This is a genomic window from Pseudoalteromonas sp. SWYJ118 (genome assembly GCF_015864505.1).
In the GTDB taxonomy this organism is placed as follows: domain Bacteria; phylum Pseudomonadota; class Gammaproteobacteria; order Enterobacterales; family Alteromonadaceae; genus Pseudoalteromonas; species Pseudoalteromonas arctica.
The window spans coordinates 442,923-464,424 of the sequence record NZ_JADYXC010000001.1; the positions used below are offsets into that span (position 1 = coordinate 442,923).

Annotated in this window: 22 protein-coding genes; 19 read left to right on the top strand and 3 right to left on the bottom strand. The window is 40.1% G+C overall.

Translation table 11 applies throughout. The annotated features are described in order from the left end of the window. Nucleotides 1-37 precede the first annotated feature (37 nt). Nucleotides 38-745: a flagellar basal body P-ring formation chaperone FlgA gene (gene flgA, locus I6F48_RS02045; protein ID WP_165729499.1), complete on the bottom strand. Its 708-nt coding sequence runs from the start codon at nt 743-745 to the stop codon at nt 38-40. Nucleotides 746-885: 140 nt separating this feature from the next. Between flgA and I6F48_RS02050 the strand changes: the two genes are divergently transcribed. From I6F48_RS02050 to I6F48_RS02125, 16 genes are all read left to right on the top strand, one after another. Then, the gene (locus tag I6F48_RS02050; protein WP_007581858.1) at nt 886-1,818 is read left to right on the top strand and encodes a chemotaxis protein CheV; all 933 of its coding nucleotides are present in this window, start codon (nt 886-888) and stop codon (nt 1,816-1,818) included. A 20-nt stretch (nt 1,819-1,838) separates the two neighbouring features. Further along, a complete protein-coding gene (locus I6F48_RS02055; RefSeq protein ID WP_007581859.1) occupies nt 1,839-2,669 on the top strand; it encodes a CheR family methyltransferase in 831 nt (276 codons plus the stop codon). 145 nt (nt 2,670-2,814) lie between these two features. Then, complete coding sequence (gene flgB, locus I6F48_RS02060; protein WP_002959431.1) at nt 2,815-3,222, top strand: flagellar basal body rod protein FlgB; 408 nt, start codon at nt 2,815-2,817, stop codon at nt 3,220-3,222. Nucleotides 3,223-3,227: 5 nt separating this feature from the next. Then, nucleotides 3,228-3,659: a flagellar basal body rod protein FlgC gene (flgC, locus tag I6F48_RS02065; protein ID WP_007581860.1), complete on the top strand. Its 432-nt coding sequence runs from the start codon at nt 3,228-3,230 to the stop codon at nt 3,657-3,659. Nucleotides 3,660-3,672: 13 nt separating this feature from the next. Further along, nucleotides 3,673-4,353, top strand: a complete 681-nt coding sequence (locus tag I6F48_RS02070) for a flagellar hook assembly protein FlgD (RefSeq protein WP_007581861.1) — start codon at nt 3,673-3,675, stop codon at nt 4,351-4,353. Between the two features lie 59 nt (nt 4,354-4,412). Further along, nucleotides 4,413-5,780: a flagellar hook protein FlgE gene (gene flgE, locus I6F48_RS02075; protein ID WP_165740344.1), complete on the top strand. Its 1,368-nt coding sequence runs from the start codon at nt 4,413-4,415 to the stop codon at nt 5,778-5,780. A 157-nt stretch (nt 5,781-5,937) separates the two neighbouring features. Next, nucleotides 5,938-6,681, top strand: coding sequence for a flagellar basal body rod protein FlgF (locus tag I6F48_RS02080; protein WP_007581863.1), 744 nt, complete (start codon nt 5,938-5,940; stop codon nt 6,679-6,681). Nucleotides 6,682-6,702: 21 nt separating this feature from the next. Then, nucleotides 6,703-7,491, top strand: a complete 789-nt coding sequence (flgG, locus tag I6F48_RS02085) for a flagellar basal-body rod protein FlgG (RefSeq protein WP_002959420.1) — start codon at nt 6,703-6,705, stop codon at nt 7,489-7,491. Between the two features lie 16 nt (nt 7,492-7,507). Next, nucleotides 7,508-8,191: a flagellar basal body L-ring protein FlgH gene (gene flgH, locus I6F48_RS02090; RefSeq protein ID WP_010553251.1), complete on the top strand. Its 684-nt coding sequence runs from the start codon at nt 7,508-7,510 to the stop codon at nt 8,189-8,191. Between the two features lie 11 nt (nt 8,192-8,202). After that, a complete protein-coding gene (locus tag I6F48_RS02095) occupies nt 8,203-9,297 on the top strand; it encodes a flagellar basal body P-ring protein FlgI (RefSeq protein WP_024592771.1) in 1,095 nt (364 codons plus the stop codon). Nucleotides 9,298-9,455: 158 nt separating this feature from the next. Next, the gene (flgJ, locus tag I6F48_RS02100) at nt 9,456-10,472 is read left to right on the top strand and encodes a flagellar assembly peptidoglycan hydrolase FlgJ (RefSeq protein ID WP_165740345.1); all 1,017 of its coding nucleotides are present in this window, start codon (nt 9,456-9,458) and stop codon (nt 10,470-10,472) included. A 1-nt stretch (nt 10,473) separates the two neighbouring features. Continuing rightward, nucleotides 10,474-12,477 (top strand): flagellar hook-associated protein FlgK, encoded by a 2,004-nt coding sequence (flgK, locus tag I6F48_RS02105; protein ID WP_165740347.1) that lies wholly within the window; start codon nt 10,474-10,476, stop codon nt 12,475-12,477. A gap of 2 nt (nt 12,478-12,479) precedes the next feature. Next, nucleotides 12,480-13,733, top strand: a complete 1,254-nt coding sequence (gene flgL / locus I6F48_RS02110) for a flagellar hook-associated protein FlgL (RefSeq protein ID WP_165740349.1) — start codon at nt 12,480-12,482, stop codon at nt 13,731-13,733. A gap of 285 nt (nt 13,734-14,018) precedes the next feature. Next, the gene (locus tag I6F48_RS02115; protein WP_165740352.1) at nt 14,019-15,506 is read left to right on the top strand and encodes a flagellin; all 1,488 of its coding nucleotides are present in this window, start codon (nt 14,019-14,021) and stop codon (nt 15,504-15,506) included. A 253-nt stretch (nt 15,507-15,759) separates the two neighbouring features. Next, nucleotides 15,760-17,163: a flagellin N-terminal helical domain-containing protein gene (locus I6F48_RS21450; RefSeq protein ID WP_197118695.1), complete on the top strand. Its 1,404-nt coding sequence runs from the start codon at nt 15,760-15,762 to the stop codon at nt 17,161-17,163. 343 nt (nt 17,164-17,506) lie between these two features. Continuing rightward, complete coding sequence (locus I6F48_RS02125) at nt 17,507-18,094, top strand: flagellin (RefSeq protein ID WP_197118696.1); 588 nt, start codon at nt 17,507-17,509, stop codon at nt 18,092-18,094. A 136-nt stretch (nt 18,095-18,230) separates the two neighbouring features. On the opposite strand, the gene I6F48_RS02135 is transcribed toward I6F48_RS02125, so the two are convergent. Continuing rightward, a complete protein-coding gene (locus I6F48_RS02135) occupies nt 18,231-18,443 on the bottom strand; it encodes a hypothetical protein (RefSeq protein WP_197118697.1) in 213 nt (70 codons plus the stop codon). Between the two features lie 157 nt (nt 18,444-18,600). On the opposite strand from I6F48_RS02135, the gene I6F48_RS02140 reads away from it, so the two are divergent. The 3 genes from I6F48_RS02140 (at nt 18,601) to fliD (ending at nt 21,057) form a co-directional block, all read left to right on the top strand. Then, the gene (locus tag I6F48_RS02140; protein WP_197118698.1) at nt 18,601-18,996 is read left to right on the top strand and encodes a flagellin; all 396 of its coding nucleotides are present in this window, start codon (nt 18,601-18,603) and stop codon (nt 18,994-18,996) included. 150 nt (nt 18,997-19,146) lie between these two features. Beyond that, on the top strand, nt 19,147-19,566 hold the full coding sequence (locus I6F48_RS02145) for a flagellar protein FlaG (protein ID WP_165741901.1): 420 nt from the start codon (nt 19,147-19,149) through the stop codon (nt 19,564-19,566). A 60-nt stretch (nt 19,567-19,626) separates the two neighbouring features. Further along, a complete protein-coding gene (gene fliD, locus I6F48_RS02150; protein WP_197118699.1) occupies nt 19,627-21,057 on the top strand; it encodes a flagellar filament capping protein FliD in 1,431 nt (476 codons plus the stop codon). A 144-nt stretch (nt 21,058-21,201) separates the two neighbouring features. Here the strand turns inward: fliD and I6F48_RS02155 are convergent, their stop codons facing one another. Further along, the gene (locus tag I6F48_RS02155) at nt 21,202-21,501 is read right to left on the bottom strand and encodes a hypothetical protein (RefSeq protein ID WP_165742327.1); all 300 of its coding nucleotides are present in this window, start codon (nt 21,499-21,501) and stop codon (nt 21,202-21,204) included. Between the last annotated feature and the right edge of the window lies 1 nt (nt 21,502).

Sequence of the window (21,502 nt, forward strand, 5' to 3'; positions counted from 1 at the left end):
TCGGCATATACGTAGGATACTTTAGTATAAATCTAAATTAAATATTCACCTGAACAGACTCTACACCATCTACTCGCGCATTTAAAACTTTACCTGATTTTTTGTTTTTTATTTGTATTTGTTCGCCCAAAGTACCGTCTTCTAAAGCAATACCTGTGGTTTTAATTCTAAGGCCTCTAAGGTTAGCGTAAATATTAACAGAGTCACCTTTACACACCATACAAATTTGGTTTAGTAATACTGGCATACCACTTCTAATATTTCGTTTACTTCTGCTGCCTATTAGCATTGTGGGGTCATCTAAGTACTGTATTCGTACAAAGTGAGTTGGTTTCATTTCAATACTTAAATGCGATTTAGTTATTACTTCACCGCGGGATAAATTAGCGGTGGCAACAACAACTGGGGCCATTTCAACAACTCTTACATGAACGTATTGAGCCCACGTTTGCGCATCATTGCACTTAGCTTGTAAGGTTACTTGGCGGTTAAATGGTGGCTCATCGGATGTTGATAATTCAAGCTCAGTATTACAGACACGATCAGGAATGCGACTATCTAAAGGCAGTGCACTTAATTGAGTATTAGTATTTTGCAATGTACCAATCTGCTTAGCTATATAAGCAACGGCCATGTCTTGTAATAAATCTTTACTAAACACTTTAGCTTGCAAAGGGAATACAAAGCACAAGCTAGTAACAAAATAAAAAACACTGTATCTTCTGATTTTTTTTAACAAACTCATAATGTTTCGACTATGCTTATGGTTTCAAACAGGGTATAAATATTTTGCGTCAAAAAGTAGACGCACCCGCGATGTTATGTAGCTTTATAAATAGAAAGCAATTATCGTTCCGTATTATTTGTTTTCTTTAGGAGATTTGAATGGCAGGCATTTTAGACTCAGTAAACCAACGCACACAGTTGGTTGGGCAGAACCGCCTAGAATTACTTTTATTTAAGCTCAGAGGGCGTCAGCGTTTTGGTATTAATGTATTTAAAGTGAGAGAAGTGCTGCAATGCCCTCCACTAACAAGCATGCCAAAATCTAATCCGTATATTCGTGGTGTTGCACATATTCGTGGTCAAACTATTTCAGTAATTGATTTATCAATGGCTGTAGGTGGGCGCCCAATCGACAACATTAAAGACAGCTTTATAATCATTGCTGAATACAATCGCTCTGTGCAAGGGTTTTTAGTGGGCGGAGTTGAACGTATTGTAAATATGAATTGGGAAAAAATAATGCCACCACCATCAGGCGCCGGACGTTATTCATATTTAACAGCAGTGACCGAAATCGAAAATGAATTAGTCGAAATTCTCGATGTAGAAAAAATTCTCAACGAAATTTGCCCAGTAAACACAGAAGTAAGTGCTGAAGTTGCACAAAGCGGCGATATTCAAAAAGATTTAGGCGAACGTATCGTATTTATTGCAGACGACTCTGCTGTTGCGCGTAATCAAGTTAAACGTGCCCTAGAGCCGTTAGGCGTGCAAACAGAGCTTGCCAAAAATGGTAAAGAAGCACTTATAAGATTAAAAGAAATAGCAGAGCTTGATTGTAAAAACGATATTACTGAGCGAGTAGCGTTACTTATCTCAGACGTTGAAATGCCAGAAATGGACGGTTATACCTTAACAGCTGAAATAAAAGCAGATCCCAAACTTGCACCTTTGCATGTTATTTTGCATACCTCTTTGAGTGGTGTTTTTAACCAGGCTATGATTGAAAAAGTCGGGGCAGATGACTTTATTGCTAAATTTAACCCAGACGAATTAGCAACAGCGGTTAAAAAGTGGGTTCATTGTGATTAACAAAAATAGGTGCTACTAACTTGAATAATAAAGATTTGCAGCAAAGTGAATACGACCAGTTTCGTTCGTTTTTAGAGCAGCAATGCGGCATTGTTTTAGGTGAAAACAAACAGTATTTAGTTAAAAGCCGACTTGCTCCGTTAATGACTCGATTTAATGTGGGATCTTTATCGGAGTTGGTTAGTAAAACTCTCGGGCCTCACGAGCGGCAATTAAGAGCCGCAGTGGTTGATGCAATGACCACAAACGAAACGTTGTGGTTTAGAGATCAATACCCGTTTGAGTTGCTCCAAAATAAGCTTTTTCCTGAGTTTAAAGACTTAAGAAGGCCTTTAAAAATTTGGTCTGCTGCCAGCTCATCAGGACAAGAACCCTATTCAATAGCTATGTCAGTAGCTGAATTTAATACTAAGCAACCTGGTGTGCTTCGTATGGGTGCACAAATTATTGGTACCGACATATCTAATACCATGCTTGATATGTGTAAAAATGCAGAATATGACGCGCTTGCACTTGCCAGAGGGTTATCTGCAGAGCGTCGTAAAAAGTTTTTTAAAGACAGCGGCAATGGTATGGCACAAGTAAACGATACAATAAAAAAACAAGTTAGTTTTAGGCACCTGAATTTGCTTGATTCTTACGCGTTAATGGGCAAGTTTGATATTATTTTTTGTCGTAATGTACTTATTTACTTTGCGCCTGAAATAAAGGCTAAAATTATTAACCAGTTTGCACAAGCATTAAACCCAAAAGGGTACTTATTTTTAGGAGCGTCAGAGTCCCTAACTGGCCTAAGTACTGAATTTGATATGGTTAGATGCAACCCCGGTATCATTTACCAAAAGAAATAATTAAGTTAATTCATTTCCCTAAAACGACGCATCAAGCGTCGTTTTTCTATTTAGATACATAGCCTTATAAAAATATAACACATCCTAATATTAATGGCTTATTTTTTGCTTTATTCATGGGTAAGTCAATTTTTTGGAGAAGGTTATGGCTATCAGTTTTGATAAAGCATTAGGTGTGCATCCGCAAGCCATGTTGATCCGTTCACAGCGAGCTGAATTAATTGCAACTAATATAGCTAACGCTGATACGCCTGGCTATAAAGCAAAAGATATTGATTTTGCCTCTGCATTAAAAGCGGCAAGGTCAACCCAGCAAAGCGGCAATACTATGGTAAGAACTAATGATAAACACATTGGTGGAGGTACTCATAGTATGGGCAGTTCAGAATCATTTCGTTTGCCAAATCAATCAGATACAGGTGATGGTAACTCGGTTGATATACAAGTGGAACGAAACTTGTATACACAGAATGCTATGGAGTATCAGGCCAGCTTGCAATTTTTAAGCGGCAAATTTAAAGGCCTGAATAAAGCTCTCGGTAGTCAAGGATAAAAATTATGAGTTTATATAATGTTTTCGATATTGCAGGTTCGGGTATGAGCGCACAAAACGTTCGCTTAAATACTACAGCTAGTAATATTTCTAATGCTAATACCATTAGTTCATCTCAAGACAAAACGTACCGAGCGCGCCAACCTGTATTTGCGGCTGAGCTAACAAAGGCTTCAGCATCAGTAAGTAACCAACAGGGCTCCGCAGTTGGTGTGAAAGTTTTGGGCATTGTTGAAAGTAATGCACCATTACAAATTGAATATAACCCAAACCATCCAAGTGCGGATGAAAATGGCTATATCTATAAACCCAACGTCAATGTTGTAGAGGAGATGGCAAATATGATTTCTGCCTCTCGTTCTTACCAAACAAACGTGCAAGTTGCTGATGCAGCAAAGCAAATGCTAAGTAAAACACTGTTGCTAGGGCAGCGGTAACCGAGGGTAGGTTATGAGTAACGATATTAGTACATCTTCATCCTATTTAGACTCTATACGCTGGCAAGAATCGCAAGTAGCGACCAGTGATAATGAGAGTGATGCGTTAACACAAGAAGACTTTTTCTCTTTGTTAACTCAGCAATTATCGTTTCAGGATCCCAGTAACCCTGCGGATAACGATCAAATGATTGCGCAAATGACTAGTTTCACAATGGCGCAAGGCATCAGCGATTTAAATTCAAATTTTGATAGCTTAGCGTCATCTATGACATCAAATTCAGCATTGCAAGCATCAACACTTGTTGGCAAGCAAGCTTTACTTGAGTCAAACACCCTGGATTTAAATGAAACGGGTGATGCCAGAGGCTCTGCAGTGGCAGAAGAAGCCGTTGATAACTTAAAAATTAAAGTGACAGATGCATCAGGTCAGCTAGTGAGAACTATTGATATGGGTTCTCAATCAGCAGGTGCAGTACGTTTTGCGTGGGATGGCAAAAATGAAGCCGGTGAGCGTTTACCTGAAGGTGAATACTCAGTAACCGCCGAAGGAAGTACTGACGGCGAATTTTCAAGCTTGCCCATTGCTACATTCAAGAACATTGAAAGCGTTAATATTAATGGCTCAAGTGGCATTATTATTAACACTAAAGAAGGTGCGGTTAGGCTGACAGATGTAGCAGAAATCGCGTAATAAATTTTAGTATTTTTCGCCTGCTAGCAGGCCACAGACTAACAGGTTAGAGGTGAATTATGAGCTTCAATATTGCATTAACCGGCCTTGCTGCCGCGCAAAAAGATTTAGACGTAACGGCAAATAATATTGCAAACGTTAATACCACAGGTTTTAAAGAGTCACGCGCTGAGTTTGCCGATGTTTACGCTTCATCAGTGTTTAGCTCTGGTAAGACTAAAAATGGTGACGGTGTGCAAACAACCATGGTTGCGCAGCAGTTTCACCAAGGCTCACTACAATTTACAAATAACTCACTTGATTTAGCAATCACTGGTGAAGGTTATTTTGCGATGACCGACGATTTATCTTCGCAAGATTTAACATATACACGTGCGGGTGCATTTAAGCTTAACCAAGATAACTTTATGGTTGACGCAAAAGGTAACTTTTTACAAGCATTCCCTGTTGACTCATCTACAGGTGATACAACGTCGGTAAGTTTGAGCACAACTGATCCAATTCAAATCCCTGATTCGTCTGGTTCACCTCGCGCAACAGAAAATGTATTTTTGTCGTTTAACTTAGATGCAACGGCGGATCCAACAGGTCTAGATTTTGACCCTACGTCTAGTGGTACTTATAACTCATCTACGTCAACAACGGTATATGATTCATTAGGTGAACCACATATTTTACAATACTTTTTTGCTAAAGAAGATGATGCCGCAGCAGGTGGTACAGATAACAGTTGGGAAGTATACGCAACACTCGATGGCAAAGTAGTTGATGGCACAACTGGTGGAGAACAAACCGCGCCTTATACACCACTTACCACCCTTGGTTTTAACTCAAGTGGTTTACCATCAACAACAGGTGGTGTGGCAAATACAAATACAACTACTTTTGATGAAATACTACTACCAGCGGGTTCTGGTGCTGGTTTATCAACATTACTAGACAATGGTGCAACTTTCCCAGGTACTGGTATTGAGCTTAACTGGCGCGATGAAAATAACACGGCAGGACGTATCCCAACTCAGTATTCAAGTGGTTTTGAAGTAAAAGCACTCGATCAAGATGGCTCAACGGTTGGTCGTTTAGCCGGAATTGATATAGGAACAGACGGTAAAATTGTCGCTTCTTACAGTAATGGTGACTCAACATTCCTAGGCCAAGTGGCTATGGTACGTTTTCCAAATTCACAAGGGTTATCACAAGTGGGTGATACAAGCTGGAAGCAAAGTATTGATTCAGGTGAACCTGTAGCGGGTGAAGCTGGTTCGGGTACATTTGGTGGAATTAACTCATCAGCGCTTGAGCAATCAAATACAAACCTTACTAATGAACTCGTAGACTTAATTACTGCACAGCGTAATTACCAAGCAAACTCACGTGCGCTTGAGGTTAACTCAACTATTCAGCAAAGTATTTTGCAGATTCGATAAGCTAAACCCCATTAAATATATTAGGCTGCATTTTTGCAGCCTTTTTTATAAGTCCTCTTTGTAAACCCTTCTAAATACCTCTCAATGTTGCGTCAAATTTAATCTGGCACCTATTTTGCATTTATAAGTTCAGAGATTTTTTATGTGAGTCGATACTATGGACAAAATGGTCTACATTGCGGCCTCTGGCGCTAAGCAAAGCCTACAAGGGCTTGCTTTAAAAGCCAATAATTTGGCAAATGCAAATACAACGGGTTTTAAAGCCGACTTTGCGCAAGCACGTTCTATGCAAGCGTTTGGCGAAGGTTTGCCTACACGTGTATTTTCAATGCAAGAGCGTCCGGGTTCAAACATGGTATCGGGTGGCATTGTTCAAACCGGGCGAGACTTAGATATCGCAATGAGCGATAACGCATGGCTTGCTGTGCAAGATGCCTCAGGCAATGAAGCTTACACAAAAGTGGGTACGTTAAACGTTACTGCTCAAGGCATGCTCGTAACCAGCCATGGTCGTCAAGTTATTGGCGAAGGGGGGCCTGTTATTTTACCCGTCCCAGTCGAAAAAATAGGGTTTAGCCAAGATGGCGCTATTCAAGTTCGACCACAAGGCGCCCCCGCTAACTTTTTAGAAGAAATAGACACGCTTAGAGTGGTAGAAGCAAATAGCTCACAGCTCGAAAAAGGTAACGATGGTTTATTTAGACCAAAAGCAAATGTAACAGTAGATACCTCTGCCAATGTAAAAGTTTTAAGTGGTTCGCTTGAAATGTCGAATGTGAACCCAGTTCACGAAATGGTCGACATGATAAGCCACCAGCGCCAATTTGAATTACAAGTGAAATTAATGAAAACAGCTGAAGAAATTGACGAGCGTCAAGATCAGTTATTACGCATAGTTTAACTTTAAAATGAGGACACGATTATGAATCCAGCATTGTGGATCAGTAAAACTGGGCTAGACGCTCAACAAACCGATATATCGGTTATCTCAAATAATTTAGCGAATGCGAGTACCGTAGGTTACAAAAAAAGCCGCGCTATATTTGAAGATTTACTTTATCAAAATATTAATCAACCAGGTGGTCGTTCATCGCAAGATACCGAAATGCCATCGGGCTTAATGTTAGGTGCGGGTGCTAAAGTTGTAGCTAACCAAAAAGAGTTTACGCAAGGCAACATGTTGACCACCGAAAATTCACTAGATTGGATGATTTCTGGTGAAGGTTTTTTTGAAGTACTGCAACCAGATGGCAATATTGCTTACTCGCGCAATGGTCAGTTTACTACCGATGGCGATGGACGAATTGTAACATCGGGCGCAGGTTACGTTATTCAGCCAGAAATGAATGTACCTGATGACGCGCAATCAATTACGGTTTCGCAAGACGGCGAAGTATCTGTACGTGTTGCAGGCCAAGCCGATAACGTGGTCATTGGTCAGCTTACTATTAGTGATTTTATTAATCCGTCGGGCCTTGAGCCAATTGGTCAAAACCTTTATACCGAAACCGCTGTAAGTGGTGCGCCGGTACAAGGTAATCCTGGTGTTGAAGGGTTAGGTAGCATTATTCAAGGCTCACTCGAAACTTCAAACGTAAATGTAACTGAAGAGCTCGTAAACCTAATTGAAACTCAGCGTATTTACGAAATGAACTCAAAAGTAATTTCGGCCGTTGACGAAATGATGAGTTATATCAATCAACAGCTTTAATAGAGTAGGGGGAATTATGCGTAATATTATTTTATTTACAGCGGGCACATTATTTTTAAGTGGCTGTATGTCTACGCAAAATAGTGAAGTAGTGCAGGACGACCCTTACTACGCACCTATGTACCCCGAGCCTATTTTAGAGCCGCTGGTAGCCACAGGTTCATTGTTTAATACTCATACATCAAACGACTTATATTCTGATAAAAAAGCGCTACGTACTGGCGATATAATTACGGTTAAATTGCAAGAGTCTACTCAAGCAACAAAAGCCGCTAAAACAGAAACAGACAAAGAAACCGACGCAAGCTTAGACCCAGTGATTGGCTTAGGTGGTCTACCTGTAAATATAGGTGGCGATAGTATTCAGTTTGGCATTGGTAGCGATTCGTCGTTTACGGGCGATTCAAAATCAAACCAATCAAACAGCTTAGTGGGCGATATTTCGGTTAATGTAATGCGCGTTTTACCTAATGGTAACTTAGTTATTCGCGGCGAAAAATGGCTAACGCTTAATACCGGTGAAGAGTTTATTCGTTTAGAAGGGCTAGTACGCCCTCAAGACGTAAGCGCCGATAATACGGTTGAATCAAACCGCATTGCTAATGCACGTATTCAATACTCAGGTAAAGGGCAAACGCAAGAAGCGCAAAGTCCTGGTTGGCTTACACGTTTCTTTAGCAGTTCGCTGTTTCCATTTTAGAGGGTAACAACATGAATAGCCTTAAAGCTTTATGTTTAGTTGTGTTATTAGGTTGGCAGTTTACTGCCAGTGCTGAGCGCATAAAAGATGTGTCTATGGTTGAAGGCGTACGCTCTAACCAATTAGTTGGTTATGGCTTAGTGGTTGGTTTACCAGGCACTGGCGAGCAAAACTCATACACACAACAAAGTTTTAGAGGCATGTTGAACAGCTTTGGTATTACGCTGCCTTCAACTCAAAGTCCTAAAATTAAAAATGTTGCCGCTGTTGCTGTGCATGCAGAGTTACCCGCATTTAGAAAGCCCGGGCAAACAATAGATATTACGGTTTCTTCTATTGGTAGTGCAGGCAGTTTACGTGGCGGTACTTTACTACAAACTTTTTTAAAGGGTGTAGACGGTAACGTGTACGCTATTGCACAAGGTAGCTTAATTGTCGGTGGCTTAGGTGCACAAGGCCTTGATGGTAGTAAGGTTGTAATTAACACCCCTACAGTTGGTCGTATACCAAATGGCGCAACAGTTGAACGCACTGTAGAAAGCCCATTTATGCAAGGCGATTACATTACCTTCAACCTAAACCGCCCAGACTTTACAACGGCAAAACGCCTAGAAAAAACAATTAATGACTTAGTTGGCCCAAATAGCGCACAAGCAATTGATTCTGTTTCTATTCGTGTTATAGCACCACGCGATGCATCTCAGCGTGTATCGTATTTATCAACACTCGAAAACTTAGAATTTAAGCCCGCTGACATGGCCGCTAAAATTATAGTTAACTCGCGCACCGGTACAATTGTCATTGGCAAAAACGTTAAGCTTCAGCCTGCGGCTATAACTCATGGTGGCTTAACAGTAACAATTGCAGAGCAACAAAATGTGTCACAACCAAACCCGCTAGCAAACGGTGATACAGTTGTTACACAGCAAAGTATTATTGATGTAAATCAAGACGACTCGCGCGCCTTTGTATTTAATCCAGGTGTAAGCCTTGACGATTTAGTTCGCGCAATTAACGAAGTAGGCGCAGCGCCTGGTGACTTAATGGCTATTTTAGAAGCACTAAAAGAAGCCGGCGCAATTAACGGACAGTTAGTTGTTATATAAATAACCCAAGCCAATAAATAACGTATTACTTAAGCCCTAGATATAGGGCTTTTTATTTACAGCAACTTAAGTTTATTATTTTTATCTTCCTCGTTTTATCGGTAGTGGCTCAATTTTTGCATTTTTAACTGCATTATTCATTTTGTGTCAAAAAGCCGATGGAAACTAATCACCTCGATAAACAAAACTTTTTTGATTTAGGCAACTTAGATTTACTTCGTAAAGAAGCCTTAACGAGTGGCGATGCATCAACTGATGCCTCTAAAGCTGCGCTCAAAAAAGCGGCCGCACAATTTGAAGCTATTTTTACGCAAATGTTGCTCAAAGGAATGCGCAAAGCTAACGAAGCATTTGAAGATAAAGACAGTCCATTTAATTCAAGTGGCGTAAAGTTTTTTGAAGAAATGCACGATCAGCAACTTTCTACAGAGCTTTCATCAAATGGCTCGTTAGGCCTTGCCGATTTAATTGTTCAGCAGTTATCGCCTGAGTCTAAAAACTTTATGCCAGGCTCGGTGCTTAGAACAACCAACGATATTTTCAGCGATACGCAAGTCGGATCAGCTCTTCCTCATGAGCAAAAAAATAAGCAACCCGATCTTATCGTTAAGAGTACTAAAGCCGATATTGCTGAGCCTAAGGTTAATACTGCAGAGTCTAAAACCGATAGCCCAACATTTAAAAATGCAGAAGAGTTTGTAAGTTCAGTATGGGAACACGCTAAAACTGCAGCGCAAAAAATTGGTTTAAACCCAGCGGTAATGGTCGCACAAGCGGCACTTGAAACCGGTTGGGGTAAACACATTATTAATAAAAGTGACGGTGGCAGCTCAAATAACTTATTTAATATTAAGTCAGATAAAAGCTGGGAAGGTGACAAAGCAAGTAAAGTAACGCTTGAGTTTGAACAAGGCACACCCGTTAAAAAACAAGCCAGCTTTAGAGCCTACGATTCAATTAAAGATAGCGTGAACGACTTCGTTGATTTTTTAACGCAAAACCCACGCTACAAAGAAGCATTACAAAATACAGCAAAACCAAATGACTTTTTAGATTCATTACAAAAAGCAGGTTATGCAACCGATCCAAATTATGCCAGCAAAATAAAAAAAGTACTCAATAGCAGTCAGCTAAAAGACATTGCGGCAAACGTGATCCGCCAAGGAGTAGAGTAACATGTCGTTTAATTTATTAAACATTGCCAGTTCTGGGGTTAGAGCAAGCTCGGAGCTATTGCAAACGACAAGTAAAAATATCGCCAATGTAAATACCGTAGGCTACGTACGTGAGCGTACTGAATTTACCACTATGGTTGATAACCAAGTAGGGCGAGGCGAAACATACCGATTACTAAACGAGTTTGCTCAGTCACAGCTAAATCGTGACACCTCTAATAAATCGTTTTTCGATCAGTTTATTACTGAGGCTAATCGAGTTGATACTATTTTTTCTGAAGAGTCGAACAACCTTTCGACCGGAATTAACTCTTTATTTAATAACGTGCAAGAAGCGCTTAATCAGCCGTCATCTACCGTTGCCCGCTCATTAGTAATGACAGATGCGCAAAGCTTAATTGATCAAATGGATAGACTTTCGGGCATCGTGCTTGATCAAAAAAGTGTAGTGAACGAGCAGCTCGAAATATTTTCAGATGAAGCAAACTCACTAATTCAAAGTATTAGCACGCTAAATCAAAATATTGCAGCAGTTAATGGCACTAATAACGCCGCAGATGCGAGCTCTACCTATAACGAACGCGATAAAGCAATACGCGACTTATCAGAGCTAATAGACATAGAAACGCTTGATGGTCCAAATGGCGAAAAACTCGTTTTTATGGGCACAGGCGAAGCGGTGGTTATGCAAAATGGCGCATTTAACTTATTTTCGATGACAGGCGACCCCGATCCTAATTTTAAAGAATTCACGCTTGACGTTAATGGTGGCAAAGCAGTGCCGCTTGAAGTTGATGTAAGTAAGCTTAAAGGAAAAATTGGCGGCTTACTTGCTTTTAGAGATGACATATTAGTCCCTGCGCAAAACCAAATTGGTCAAATGGGCTTAGCGATAGCTGATGCATTTAACGAACAAAACAAATTGGGTATGGATGCAACAGGTCAGCTAGGGGGTAATATTTTTAATATTCCTACCGTTGGCGCTTATGCGTATCAAGCTAACACAGGTACTGCCGGTATGACTGCAACGGTAGAGCCAGGTAAGGGCAGTGAACTCCCTGCCAGTGACTTTATTATTACCTATACAGGCAATGCTAATGAAGTAAGTATTCAGCCTATAGATAACAAAGGCGATCCGTTAGGGCAGCCTTCACTTGCTGATATATCGACAGGTGTTATTGATTCATCGACTATTACTACCGGAGAATCATTTGGCCTTCAAGTAAATGTGTCTGGGGCAGGTGTTGAGGGTGATCAATTTCAAATAAAGCTTAATTCAGATGCTGCTTCAAGCATTACACTTGCAACAGGGCGCGCAGAAGATTTAGCACTAGCATCGCCTATTCGTACTGCTAATGATTTAAATAATATAGGTACCGCTACTATTTCAGCGGGAGAAGTAACAAGTGTTACCTCCGGTGGATTTACTTCAACACCAAGCTTAACAAACGGTGAAATAACGCTTGTTAAAACAGGTAATGCTAATGAATATCAAATTACTGATAATAGCGGAACGAGTACTTTTACTATTACGCCTCCTGCAAAAGGAATGTTATCGCAAGCGGGTGCTCCATTTGATACCTACGGATTCGATTTTGATATAGAAGGCACACCTGCAACAGGCGACACCTTTACACTTGAGTTTAACGAAGGCGGCTTTGATGATAACCGAAATGGTTTAAAATTAGCTGATTTACAAAATGGTGAATTAGTCCGTCTAAACGTAGAAACAACAGCAACGGCCGACAACCATAAAACGTTCAACCAAGCTTATTCAGGATTAGTGAGTGATATAGGTGTTATAACTGGCCAAGCAATCACAAGTGGGGCTGCATTTGACGCTCTAGCACAGCAATCTGAGGCATGGTATGAATCACTATCTGGAGTAAACCTTGATGAAGAGGCCGCAAATTTACTGCGTTTTCAACAATCATATTCAGCATCAGCACAAGTTTTAGCAGCAGCTCAAGAAATTTTTGACACCTTATTAAATGCGGCGAGGTAATTATGCGTTTATCAAATAATTTAATGTACCAAAACAACATAAATAAAATACTCGACAACCAACAAGGTGTTGCAAATGCTCAAGAGCGAGTAACTACAGGTGAAAAGTATTTAACTACCTCAGAAGCGCCAGCTGCTATTTCGCAAGGAATGCTATATTCAAATAAAATACAAACAAACGAGCAATATACAAAAAATATTGCTCAGCTAAGTGGACGCCTCGAAACAGAGGAAACCATATTGCAAAGTATAAATACCAATATTCAACAAGCGCAAGAACTCACTATTCAAGCTGGTAATGGTGCGTACACTAAAGACGATTTAAAATCGATTGCATCAGAACTTAGCGGCATTCAACAAACGTTAGCTAACTTAATGAACACCCGATCAGAAGACGGAAAATTCATATTTTCAGGATACCAAGACAGTACGCAGCCATATCAGTTTGATTCTGCAGCGGGTGAGTACACCTATAATGGCGACCAAGGCCAGCACCAAATAACTATAGCTGAAGGTGTATCGATTAAAGCGAGTGATAACGGTTTTGATACGTTTGAAAAAACTAACGCGCGATTAAATGTAGAATCTAACACGGCAAGTGTTTCAGGCTCTATTACAGCGGCAAGTGTATATGTTGACGGCCAAGCTGAGTTTGATAAATTTCATCAAGCAAATTACAACGCAGACCCAACAGCTTCAGCAACAGCAAATACTTATAGTGTATTAGTAAGCCCAGGTGCTACAGCAACTGATCCACAAACCTACGAAATATACCGAGACGGCGCAGCACTAACCCCCGCAGTAACGGGTGAGGTTACAGATGAGCCAATCGATTTTGCAGGTATGAAGATTGAATTTGAAGGTTCAGCACCTGGGCAGCTTGATTTTAGCCTTGAAAAGCCAGGCAAAGAAAACGTACTCAATACATTACAATCACTTATTACAGGTTTAAATGATGGCACACTTGAAGGTGATGATTTTCAAGAAGTGTTAGCCGATGGCTTAGTGCAATTACAAAATGCCAGTGAACAAGTTGTGTTTACCCAAGCAAGTTTAGGTGGGCGTATGAACGCAGTTGATAGCGTTAGCGACTCTAACCTTGCACAAGATATTCAAAACAAAAGTAACCTTTCTGATTTAGTCGAAGTAGACATGGCAGAAGCTATTAGCGAACTAACCAAACAAGAAACGGCACTGCAAGCATCGCAAGCAACTTTTGGCCGTTTAACTAACCTCTCGTTATTCGATTACTTATAAGCAAGTTATAAGCAGATTATAAGCAGAAATACCTTGCCGCTTTACCTACTTTAAAGCGGCAATAACTATCTACAAAATTGCGGCAAAAAAATGTCACTCCCACCGAAACAACTTCACTCTTTATTTACAATTTAACAAGCTGTATATTTGCCATTAAAAACAATGAGTTATAAATAAATTAAAGTTGGCACAGTAAATGCTTTTCTTATTATAAGAAATTATCGAACAGTGGTTCCTGTTAAATCGTGTTGAACCACACTCTGTTTAAACCTAGGAGATGGTAAAATGGCATTAACAGTAAATACTAATGTGTCGTCACTAAACGCACAACGTAACTTAACTAAATCAGGTGAAGGCTTAGCAACTTCGATGGAGCGTTTATCATCAGGTATGCGTATCAATAGCGCAAAAGATGATGCCGCAGGTCTACAAATTTCAAACAGATTAACATCGCAAATAAATGGCCTAGCAGTTGCTCAACGAAATGCTAATGATGGTATTTCAATGGCGCAAACAGCTGAAGGTGCAATGAGTGAATCAACAAGTATTTTACAAAGAATGCGTGAACTTGCACTTCAATCAGCAAACGGATCTAATTCACCAGAAGATCGTGAAGCGCTGCAAAAAGAAGTATCAGCTTTACAGGTTGAATTGACACGTATAGCCGATACCACCTCATTTGGTGGACAACAATTATTAGATGGCAGCTACGGTAGCAAAACATTTCAGGTTGGCGCTAACGCTAACGAAACAATAAATGTATCACTTTCAAGTGTGGCAGCAGAAAAAATCGGTGCAAATCAAACTAACCTGCAATCTGCAACTACTGTCGATGGTTTTGGTCAAGTAAATGAAACGGGCACCGGTACGCTTGCTGCAAGTACAATAGCATATGGTAATTTAGCAATCTCTGGAAGAGAAGACTCTACTGTAGCTATTCCAGCTGGCGCTAGTGCTGAAGAGGCTGCTGATTTAATAAATCAGGTAACAGGTGCTACAGGTGTTTCAGCACAAGCCAGAACAGAAGCGCGTTTAGATATTACGGGCACACAAACGACAGCAGGTGAGTCTGTCAGTTTTGAGTTGAACGGCGAAAAAGTGTCATTTGTAGCAACAGGAACTGCAACAGGTGACGAACAAGCAATGGCTGAAGCTATTAACAGTAGAACAGATGAGCATGGTGTTACAGCAACTATTGATAATGGTGTGCTGTCTGTTTCAGATAATAGTGGTGCAGATATTGAAATTGTTGGTTTTACTGGCGGCACGGGTTCTACCTTAGGTATTATCCCCCAAGGCTATGATGGCACAGATGGTGATACAGTTACTATTGCAACAGGCGGAACTGACTCAGGCAGAATAGCTGGAGCTATCCAATTAAATTCATCAGATACCTTTAGCACAACAGGTACTACTTTTGTTGATGCTGTTAATACTAAAGTAACAAGTGCTTTAGAAAATGCAGCGGATATTGATATTACCAGCCAAAAAGGGTCGCAGGATGCATTATCAGTAATTGATAACGCAATAGCTAATATTGACTCTCAACGTGCAGGTTTAGGTGCGGTACAAAACCGCTTTAGTCATACAATTAGTAACCTTGCTAATATTGCTGAAAATGTATCTGCATCACGCAGCCGTATTCAAGATACCGACTTCGCAGTAGAGACTGCGCATATGACTAAAAATCAAATCTTGCAACAGGCGGGCACGTCAATCTTATCGCAAGCAAACCAAGTGCCACAAGCCGCGATTAGTTTACTAGGCGGTTAATTAAACTAACAGCATTTTTTTGTATTAGAAAAGCGCAATTTATTGCGCTTTTTTTGTTTTTTATTATTTGATTTTTTATTAAACCATTTTGAATTATGCGTTTAACTTACTTTTGTACAATTTATTAAATAAAAACTAAAGGTATTTTACTTCCTGCCGTTAAGTTAATCAGTAAGGGGCTTGTACATAAATTTGTTACGGCTCTTGGTTAAATCAAAACAGTACTTTTACGAAAGTAATCAGGAGTTTTCTTATGATTTCAGTAAACACAAATGTATCTTCATTAAACGCACAACGTAACCTATCTCAATCAGGTTCTGATTTAGCGACATCAATGGAGCGTTTATCATCGGGTATGCGTATTAACAGCGCAAAAGATGATGCGGCAGGCCTACAAATTTCAAATCGTTTAACATCACAAGTAAATGGTTTAGGCGTAGCTCAAAGAAATGCAAACGATGGTATTTCAATGGCGCAAACAGCTGAAGGCGCAATGAGTGAGTCTACAAGTATTTTACAACGTATGCGTGAATTAGCTCTACAATCAGCGAATGGCTCAAACTCATCAGAAGACCGTGAAGCGCTACAAAAAGAAGTATCAGCTTTATCAACAGAGCTAACACGTATTTCAGATACGACTTCGTTTGGTGGTCAGCAATTATTGAACGGCAGCTTCGGTTCAAAATCATTCCAAATTGGTTCAAATGCAAACGAAACAATTAACGTATCATTGTCTAGTGTAGCGGCAGAAAAAATTGGGTCTAACCAAGTGGATTTACAAGGTGGTACTGCTAACGAAGGTTTTGGTACTGCTACAGCAGCTGCTGCTTCTACCGCTGCGGTAAGTACAAATGCAGGCGGTACGTATGATATTTCTGGACGTAATGACGCTAAAGTTACTATTGCTGCAGGCGCTAGCGCAGAAGATACAGCTGCTGCAATTAACAGTGTAACGAGCTCTACAGGTGTTAGTGCGCAAGCTAGAACAGAGGCCACGGTAGTTGTTGGTGGTGCTGCAACAGTTTCTGGCGAGACGGTTAGTTTTGAGCTTAACGACGAGAAGGTTTCATACGTAGCTACAGGTAATGCAGATGGCGACCAGCAAGCAATGGCTGAAGCTATTAATGGTGCAACTGATGAACATGGCGTAACAGCGAGTATTGAAAACGGTATATTATCAGTATCTAATAATACGGGTGCAGATATAACGTTAGAAGGCTATGCAACAGCAGATGCCGCTGGTGCTGCTGTAGCGAGTACATTATCAGTGACAGCTCTGTCTTATGCAGGTGTTGAAGATGATGGCGCAACGGGTACAGCTGTTCCTGTTGTACTAACAAGTGGAGTAGCAGGTACTGCGACTGATTCAACGCGAATTTCGGGCGGTATTCAATTAAACTCTCCAGAAACATTCAGTGTGAAAGCGTCTGATGATTCACTAGCTAGTGTAGTTACAGAAACAACAAGTAAGCTAAATGATGTTGCTGATGTTGATATTACAAGCCAGAAAGGCTCACAAGATGCGTTAGCAATTATTGATAACGCGATTGCAAACATCGACTCACAACGAGCGAGCTTAGGTGCGGTTCAAAATCGTTTTGACCACACAATAAGTAACTTAGCGAACATATCAGAGAACGTATCTGCANCTGTCTAGTGTAGCGGCAGAGAAAATTGGTTCTAACCAAGTTAATTTACAAGGCGCGGCTAATACTGGCTTTGGTTCTGCTAGTGCAGCAAATTCGGTTGGAGCAGCTGCCTATACAATTGATGGCCGAAATAGTGCAACTGTTAATATTGCAGCAGGCTCTAGCGCTAAAGCTGGTGCAGCATCTATCAATGAATTTTCATCTTCTACAGGCGTTACAGCACAGGCAAGAACTGAAGCTGAGTTAGTAATATCAGTTCCTGGCGCTGCCGATGGAACTGTAAGTTTCTCTTTAAATGATGAAAAAGTATCTTACGCAACAACAGGTAATGTTACCAGTGATCAGCAAGCAATGGCTGAAGCAATTAATGCATCAACCGATGAGCATGGTGTAACTGCTTCAATCGATAATGGAGTATTTACAGTATCTAATAACGAAGGGGAGGATATTGCTCTTACTAATTTTAGTGCTTTAGATTCTGCAGGTGCTAATGTTGCTACCGAAGTAGCTGTTAAAGCCCAAGGTTACGATGGTAAAGATGATACTGATTTTGATTTGGTAAGTGGTACAACTGTAGCTGTAAACATTACAGGGGGAATTCAATTAAACTCTTCAGAAACATTTACTGCAGCTAGTGCAAATACAACTTTATCCGCGGTTGCATCTGTAACAAGTAAGCTAAATGATGTTTCTGACGTTGATATTACAAGCCAGAAGGGCTCGCAAGATGCGCTAGCAATTATTGATAACGCGATTGCAAACATCGACTCACAACGAGCGAGCTTAGGTGCGGTTCAAAATCGTTTTGACCACACAATAAGTAACTTAGCGAACATATCAGAGAACGTATCTGCANGAAAATTGGTTCTAACCAAGTTAATTTACAATCAGCAGCAGCAGATGGTTTTGGACAAGCTGCAGCTGCCACAGCAACTTTAGCTAATAGTGCTGTTGCTGGTGGTACATATGATATATCTGGACGTAATGATGCTCAAGTTACTATTGCTGCTGGTGCGAGTGCTGAAGATGCCGCTGCTGCGATTAACAGTGTAACGAGTTCTACAGGCGTTACAGCTCAAGCAAGAACTGAAGCTGGCTTATCTCTTTCTGCGCTAGCTACTGCAGATGAATCTGTAAGTTTTGAACTTAATGGCGAAAAGCTATCATTTGTTGGTACTGGCACTAAAGCTGGTGATGAGCAAGCACTAGCTGAGGCTATTAACAGTGCAACTGATGAGCATGGTGTTACAGCAACAATTGAAAATGGTGCTCTTTCTGTATCAAACAACAACGGTGCAGATATTACATTTGCGGGTTTAACCGACAGCGCTGGTACGCCATCAGTTGAACTTGATGTTACTCCAGAAGGTTATAATGGGGCTGCTGGTGCAGCCGTAACATTAAATACAGCCGCTGGTGCAACTAGAGTATCAGGTGCTGTTCAGTTGAATTCCTCAGAAACATTTAGTGCTAAAGCAAGCGATGCGTCTTTAGCCGCTGGTGTAACTGATGTAACAAGTAAGCTAAATGATGTTGCTGACGTTGATATTACAAGCCAGAAAGGCTCACAAGATGCGTTAGCAATTATCGATAACGCGATTGCAAACATCGACTCACAACGAGCGAGCTTAGGTGCGGTTCAAAACCGTTTTGACCATACAATAAGTAACTTAGCGAATATTTCTGAGAACGTGTCTGCATCACGTAGTCGAATTCAAGATACTGACTTCGCAACAGAAACCGCTGAGATGACGAAGAACCAGATATTGCAACAAGCAGGTACATCAATCTTGTCGCAAGCAAATCAGTTGCCACAAACAGCACTTAGCTTATTAGGTTAATAAGTCAAGCGTTAGCTTAATGGTTAGCTAGTACATAAAGTCAGTATTAGTTTTACAATAAAAGGAGGTGGCTTTAGCTACCTCCTTTTATGGTTCAAGGGCTAAAATTAAGCTATTGTTGGTTTAATTAAATACACATAGGAATCTGTTATGAATACAATTACTTCAAATGCAGAGGTTACAACGTTATCTAATCTAACCGCTGGAAATGACAAGCAGGTAGGACAGGTTGTTCACTCTTTAACCGAACGAGCTGTTGATGATGTAAATCAAGTGGATAAACAAAATCAACAGCAATTACAGAAAAACCAATACGATATAAACCCTACGGAAAAGCAGCCTTTAGAGCGTGAACAGTTAGAAGAGATGGCGCAACAATTGCAGGACTTTATGGGCGAAATGAACCGAAGTTTACAATTTAAAGTTGATGAAGATTCAGGCCGCGATGTAATTAAAGTTCTTGATAAAAACAGTGGTGAAGTCATTAAACAATATCCTTCTGAGGAAGTGTTAAGTTTAGTGTCTAAATTATCTGAATCGGCAGGTATTTTGATTGATCAAACGGTTTAGTGAGTAGTTCCAATCACTAATAATAAGTTAGTTTATTTTTGAGTATTTAAGAGGTGAAGTATGTCTATTTCGTTTAATGGCTTAGGCTCAGGTTTAGCCGTATCAGATATTGTTGATGCATTAGTTAATGCTGAACAAGCACCTGCTGAAGCTCGTTTAAATACTAAAGAAGCTAATTTAACAACAGATATTTCAGCTGTTGGCGCACTTAAGTCAGCGCTCGAAAAAGTGCAAACCTCAATGGAAGCTTTGGGGGATAGTGATAAATACCAGCAGCGTAGTACATCAGGTACTGATGACTTTATCTCTATTAGCGCAGATGAAAACGCGCAGCCTGGAAGCTATAACGTAAAAGTAGACGCATTAGCACAAGCTCATAAGTTATCTTCCCCTGCGTTTGCTGCAGACGAGGCTATAGGTGCGGGTGTAATCACGATAGGCTCTGGCACAAATAGTTTTTCTACGGTTTTATCGGCTACAAACACGTTAGAAGATTTACGAGACCAAATTAATAACGGCCCTTTTACTGACAATGATAGTAATGATTCAGTTGTGGCCACTATAGTCACGAGTGATACAGGTCAGCATTTAGTACTTACAAGTAAAGAAACCGGTGAAGACAACGCAATTACAATTTCCGTACAAGACGATGACGGTAATAATACTGATACTGGCGGATTATCTCGATTAGCTTATGACGTATCAGATGCAGATCCAGCTAACCATACTACTAATCTAACTGAAGTAAACGCTGCACAAAATGCACAGATAACAATTGATGGTGCGTTGACTGTATCAAGTAATACTAATGAGTTTAGCAATGTTATTGATGGTGTTGACATTAATGTTAAGAAACTGCATGACATCGATGACGACATAAGCGACATATCAGTTACTGAGAACAATAATAATATTAAAACAGGTTTAAATAGTTTTATCAGTAGTTACAACGAGTTGTTAGAGCTTAGTAACACCTTAGGTGCGTCAGGTGAAGATGGCGTTGGCGTAATGGCTGGGGACTCATTATTACGTGGTGTAATGTCTAAACTGCGAGATACAATAACAGATTCAGTAAATGTAGGAGGGAGTTCGTTATCACTTTCACAATTAGGAGTAACAACTGACCGGTATGGTGTGCTTAGCTTGGATAGTGACACATTGAATGATCAAATTAAATCCGATGTTAGTTTAGTACAGCAATTTTTTGTTGGTAGTAATGATGATGGCTTTGCACAGTCGTTTGATGATTTAGTTAGTTTTTATACAGATTCTGACGGTATTATCCAAAACAGAATTGATAGTAAAACAAATCAGTTAGATGATTTAGATGATCAAAGAGAAAGTTTAACAAGTAAAATGGAGTCGTTATCAGCTCGTTTATATTCTCAATATAATGCGATGGATTTATTGGTGGCGAGCCTTAATAACACCAGCAGCTATGTCCAAGCTCAATTAGAGAACATGCCAGGCGTAGTTAGGCAATCAAATTAATAGCTGAGTAAGAATATTATAGATTTAATAAAAAACCGCTAAGTTTAAACTTAGCGGTTTTTTTTGTGTATTGCTCTTTGATTCAAATAGTAAGATATAGCCATGTATTTAGTTTGAATAAAGGTAGTTTATTAAACCTATTCACTAGATGGCTTTATAAGCTTTTATCGCCTTTCCTGACTTTTTATGTTTAATAATAGCTTTAGAAGATTCGTTTTTTGCACCATTCGCTGTTACTAAAATAGTGTTGATACGAAGCTGAATTAATTCTAATTGCTCTGCACTTGGGCCGCCGCTGCTTTCGCACCATTGCTTTAGTTTAGTATTTAAAGTGTCTAAAAGAGGCTGAGCTTCGTCTGCATTATTATCATTTACCAACACTTCAATGTTACTAAGTAATGCTTGTATCTGCTCAGCATGGCTTATTGGTGTTTGCGAATCCATA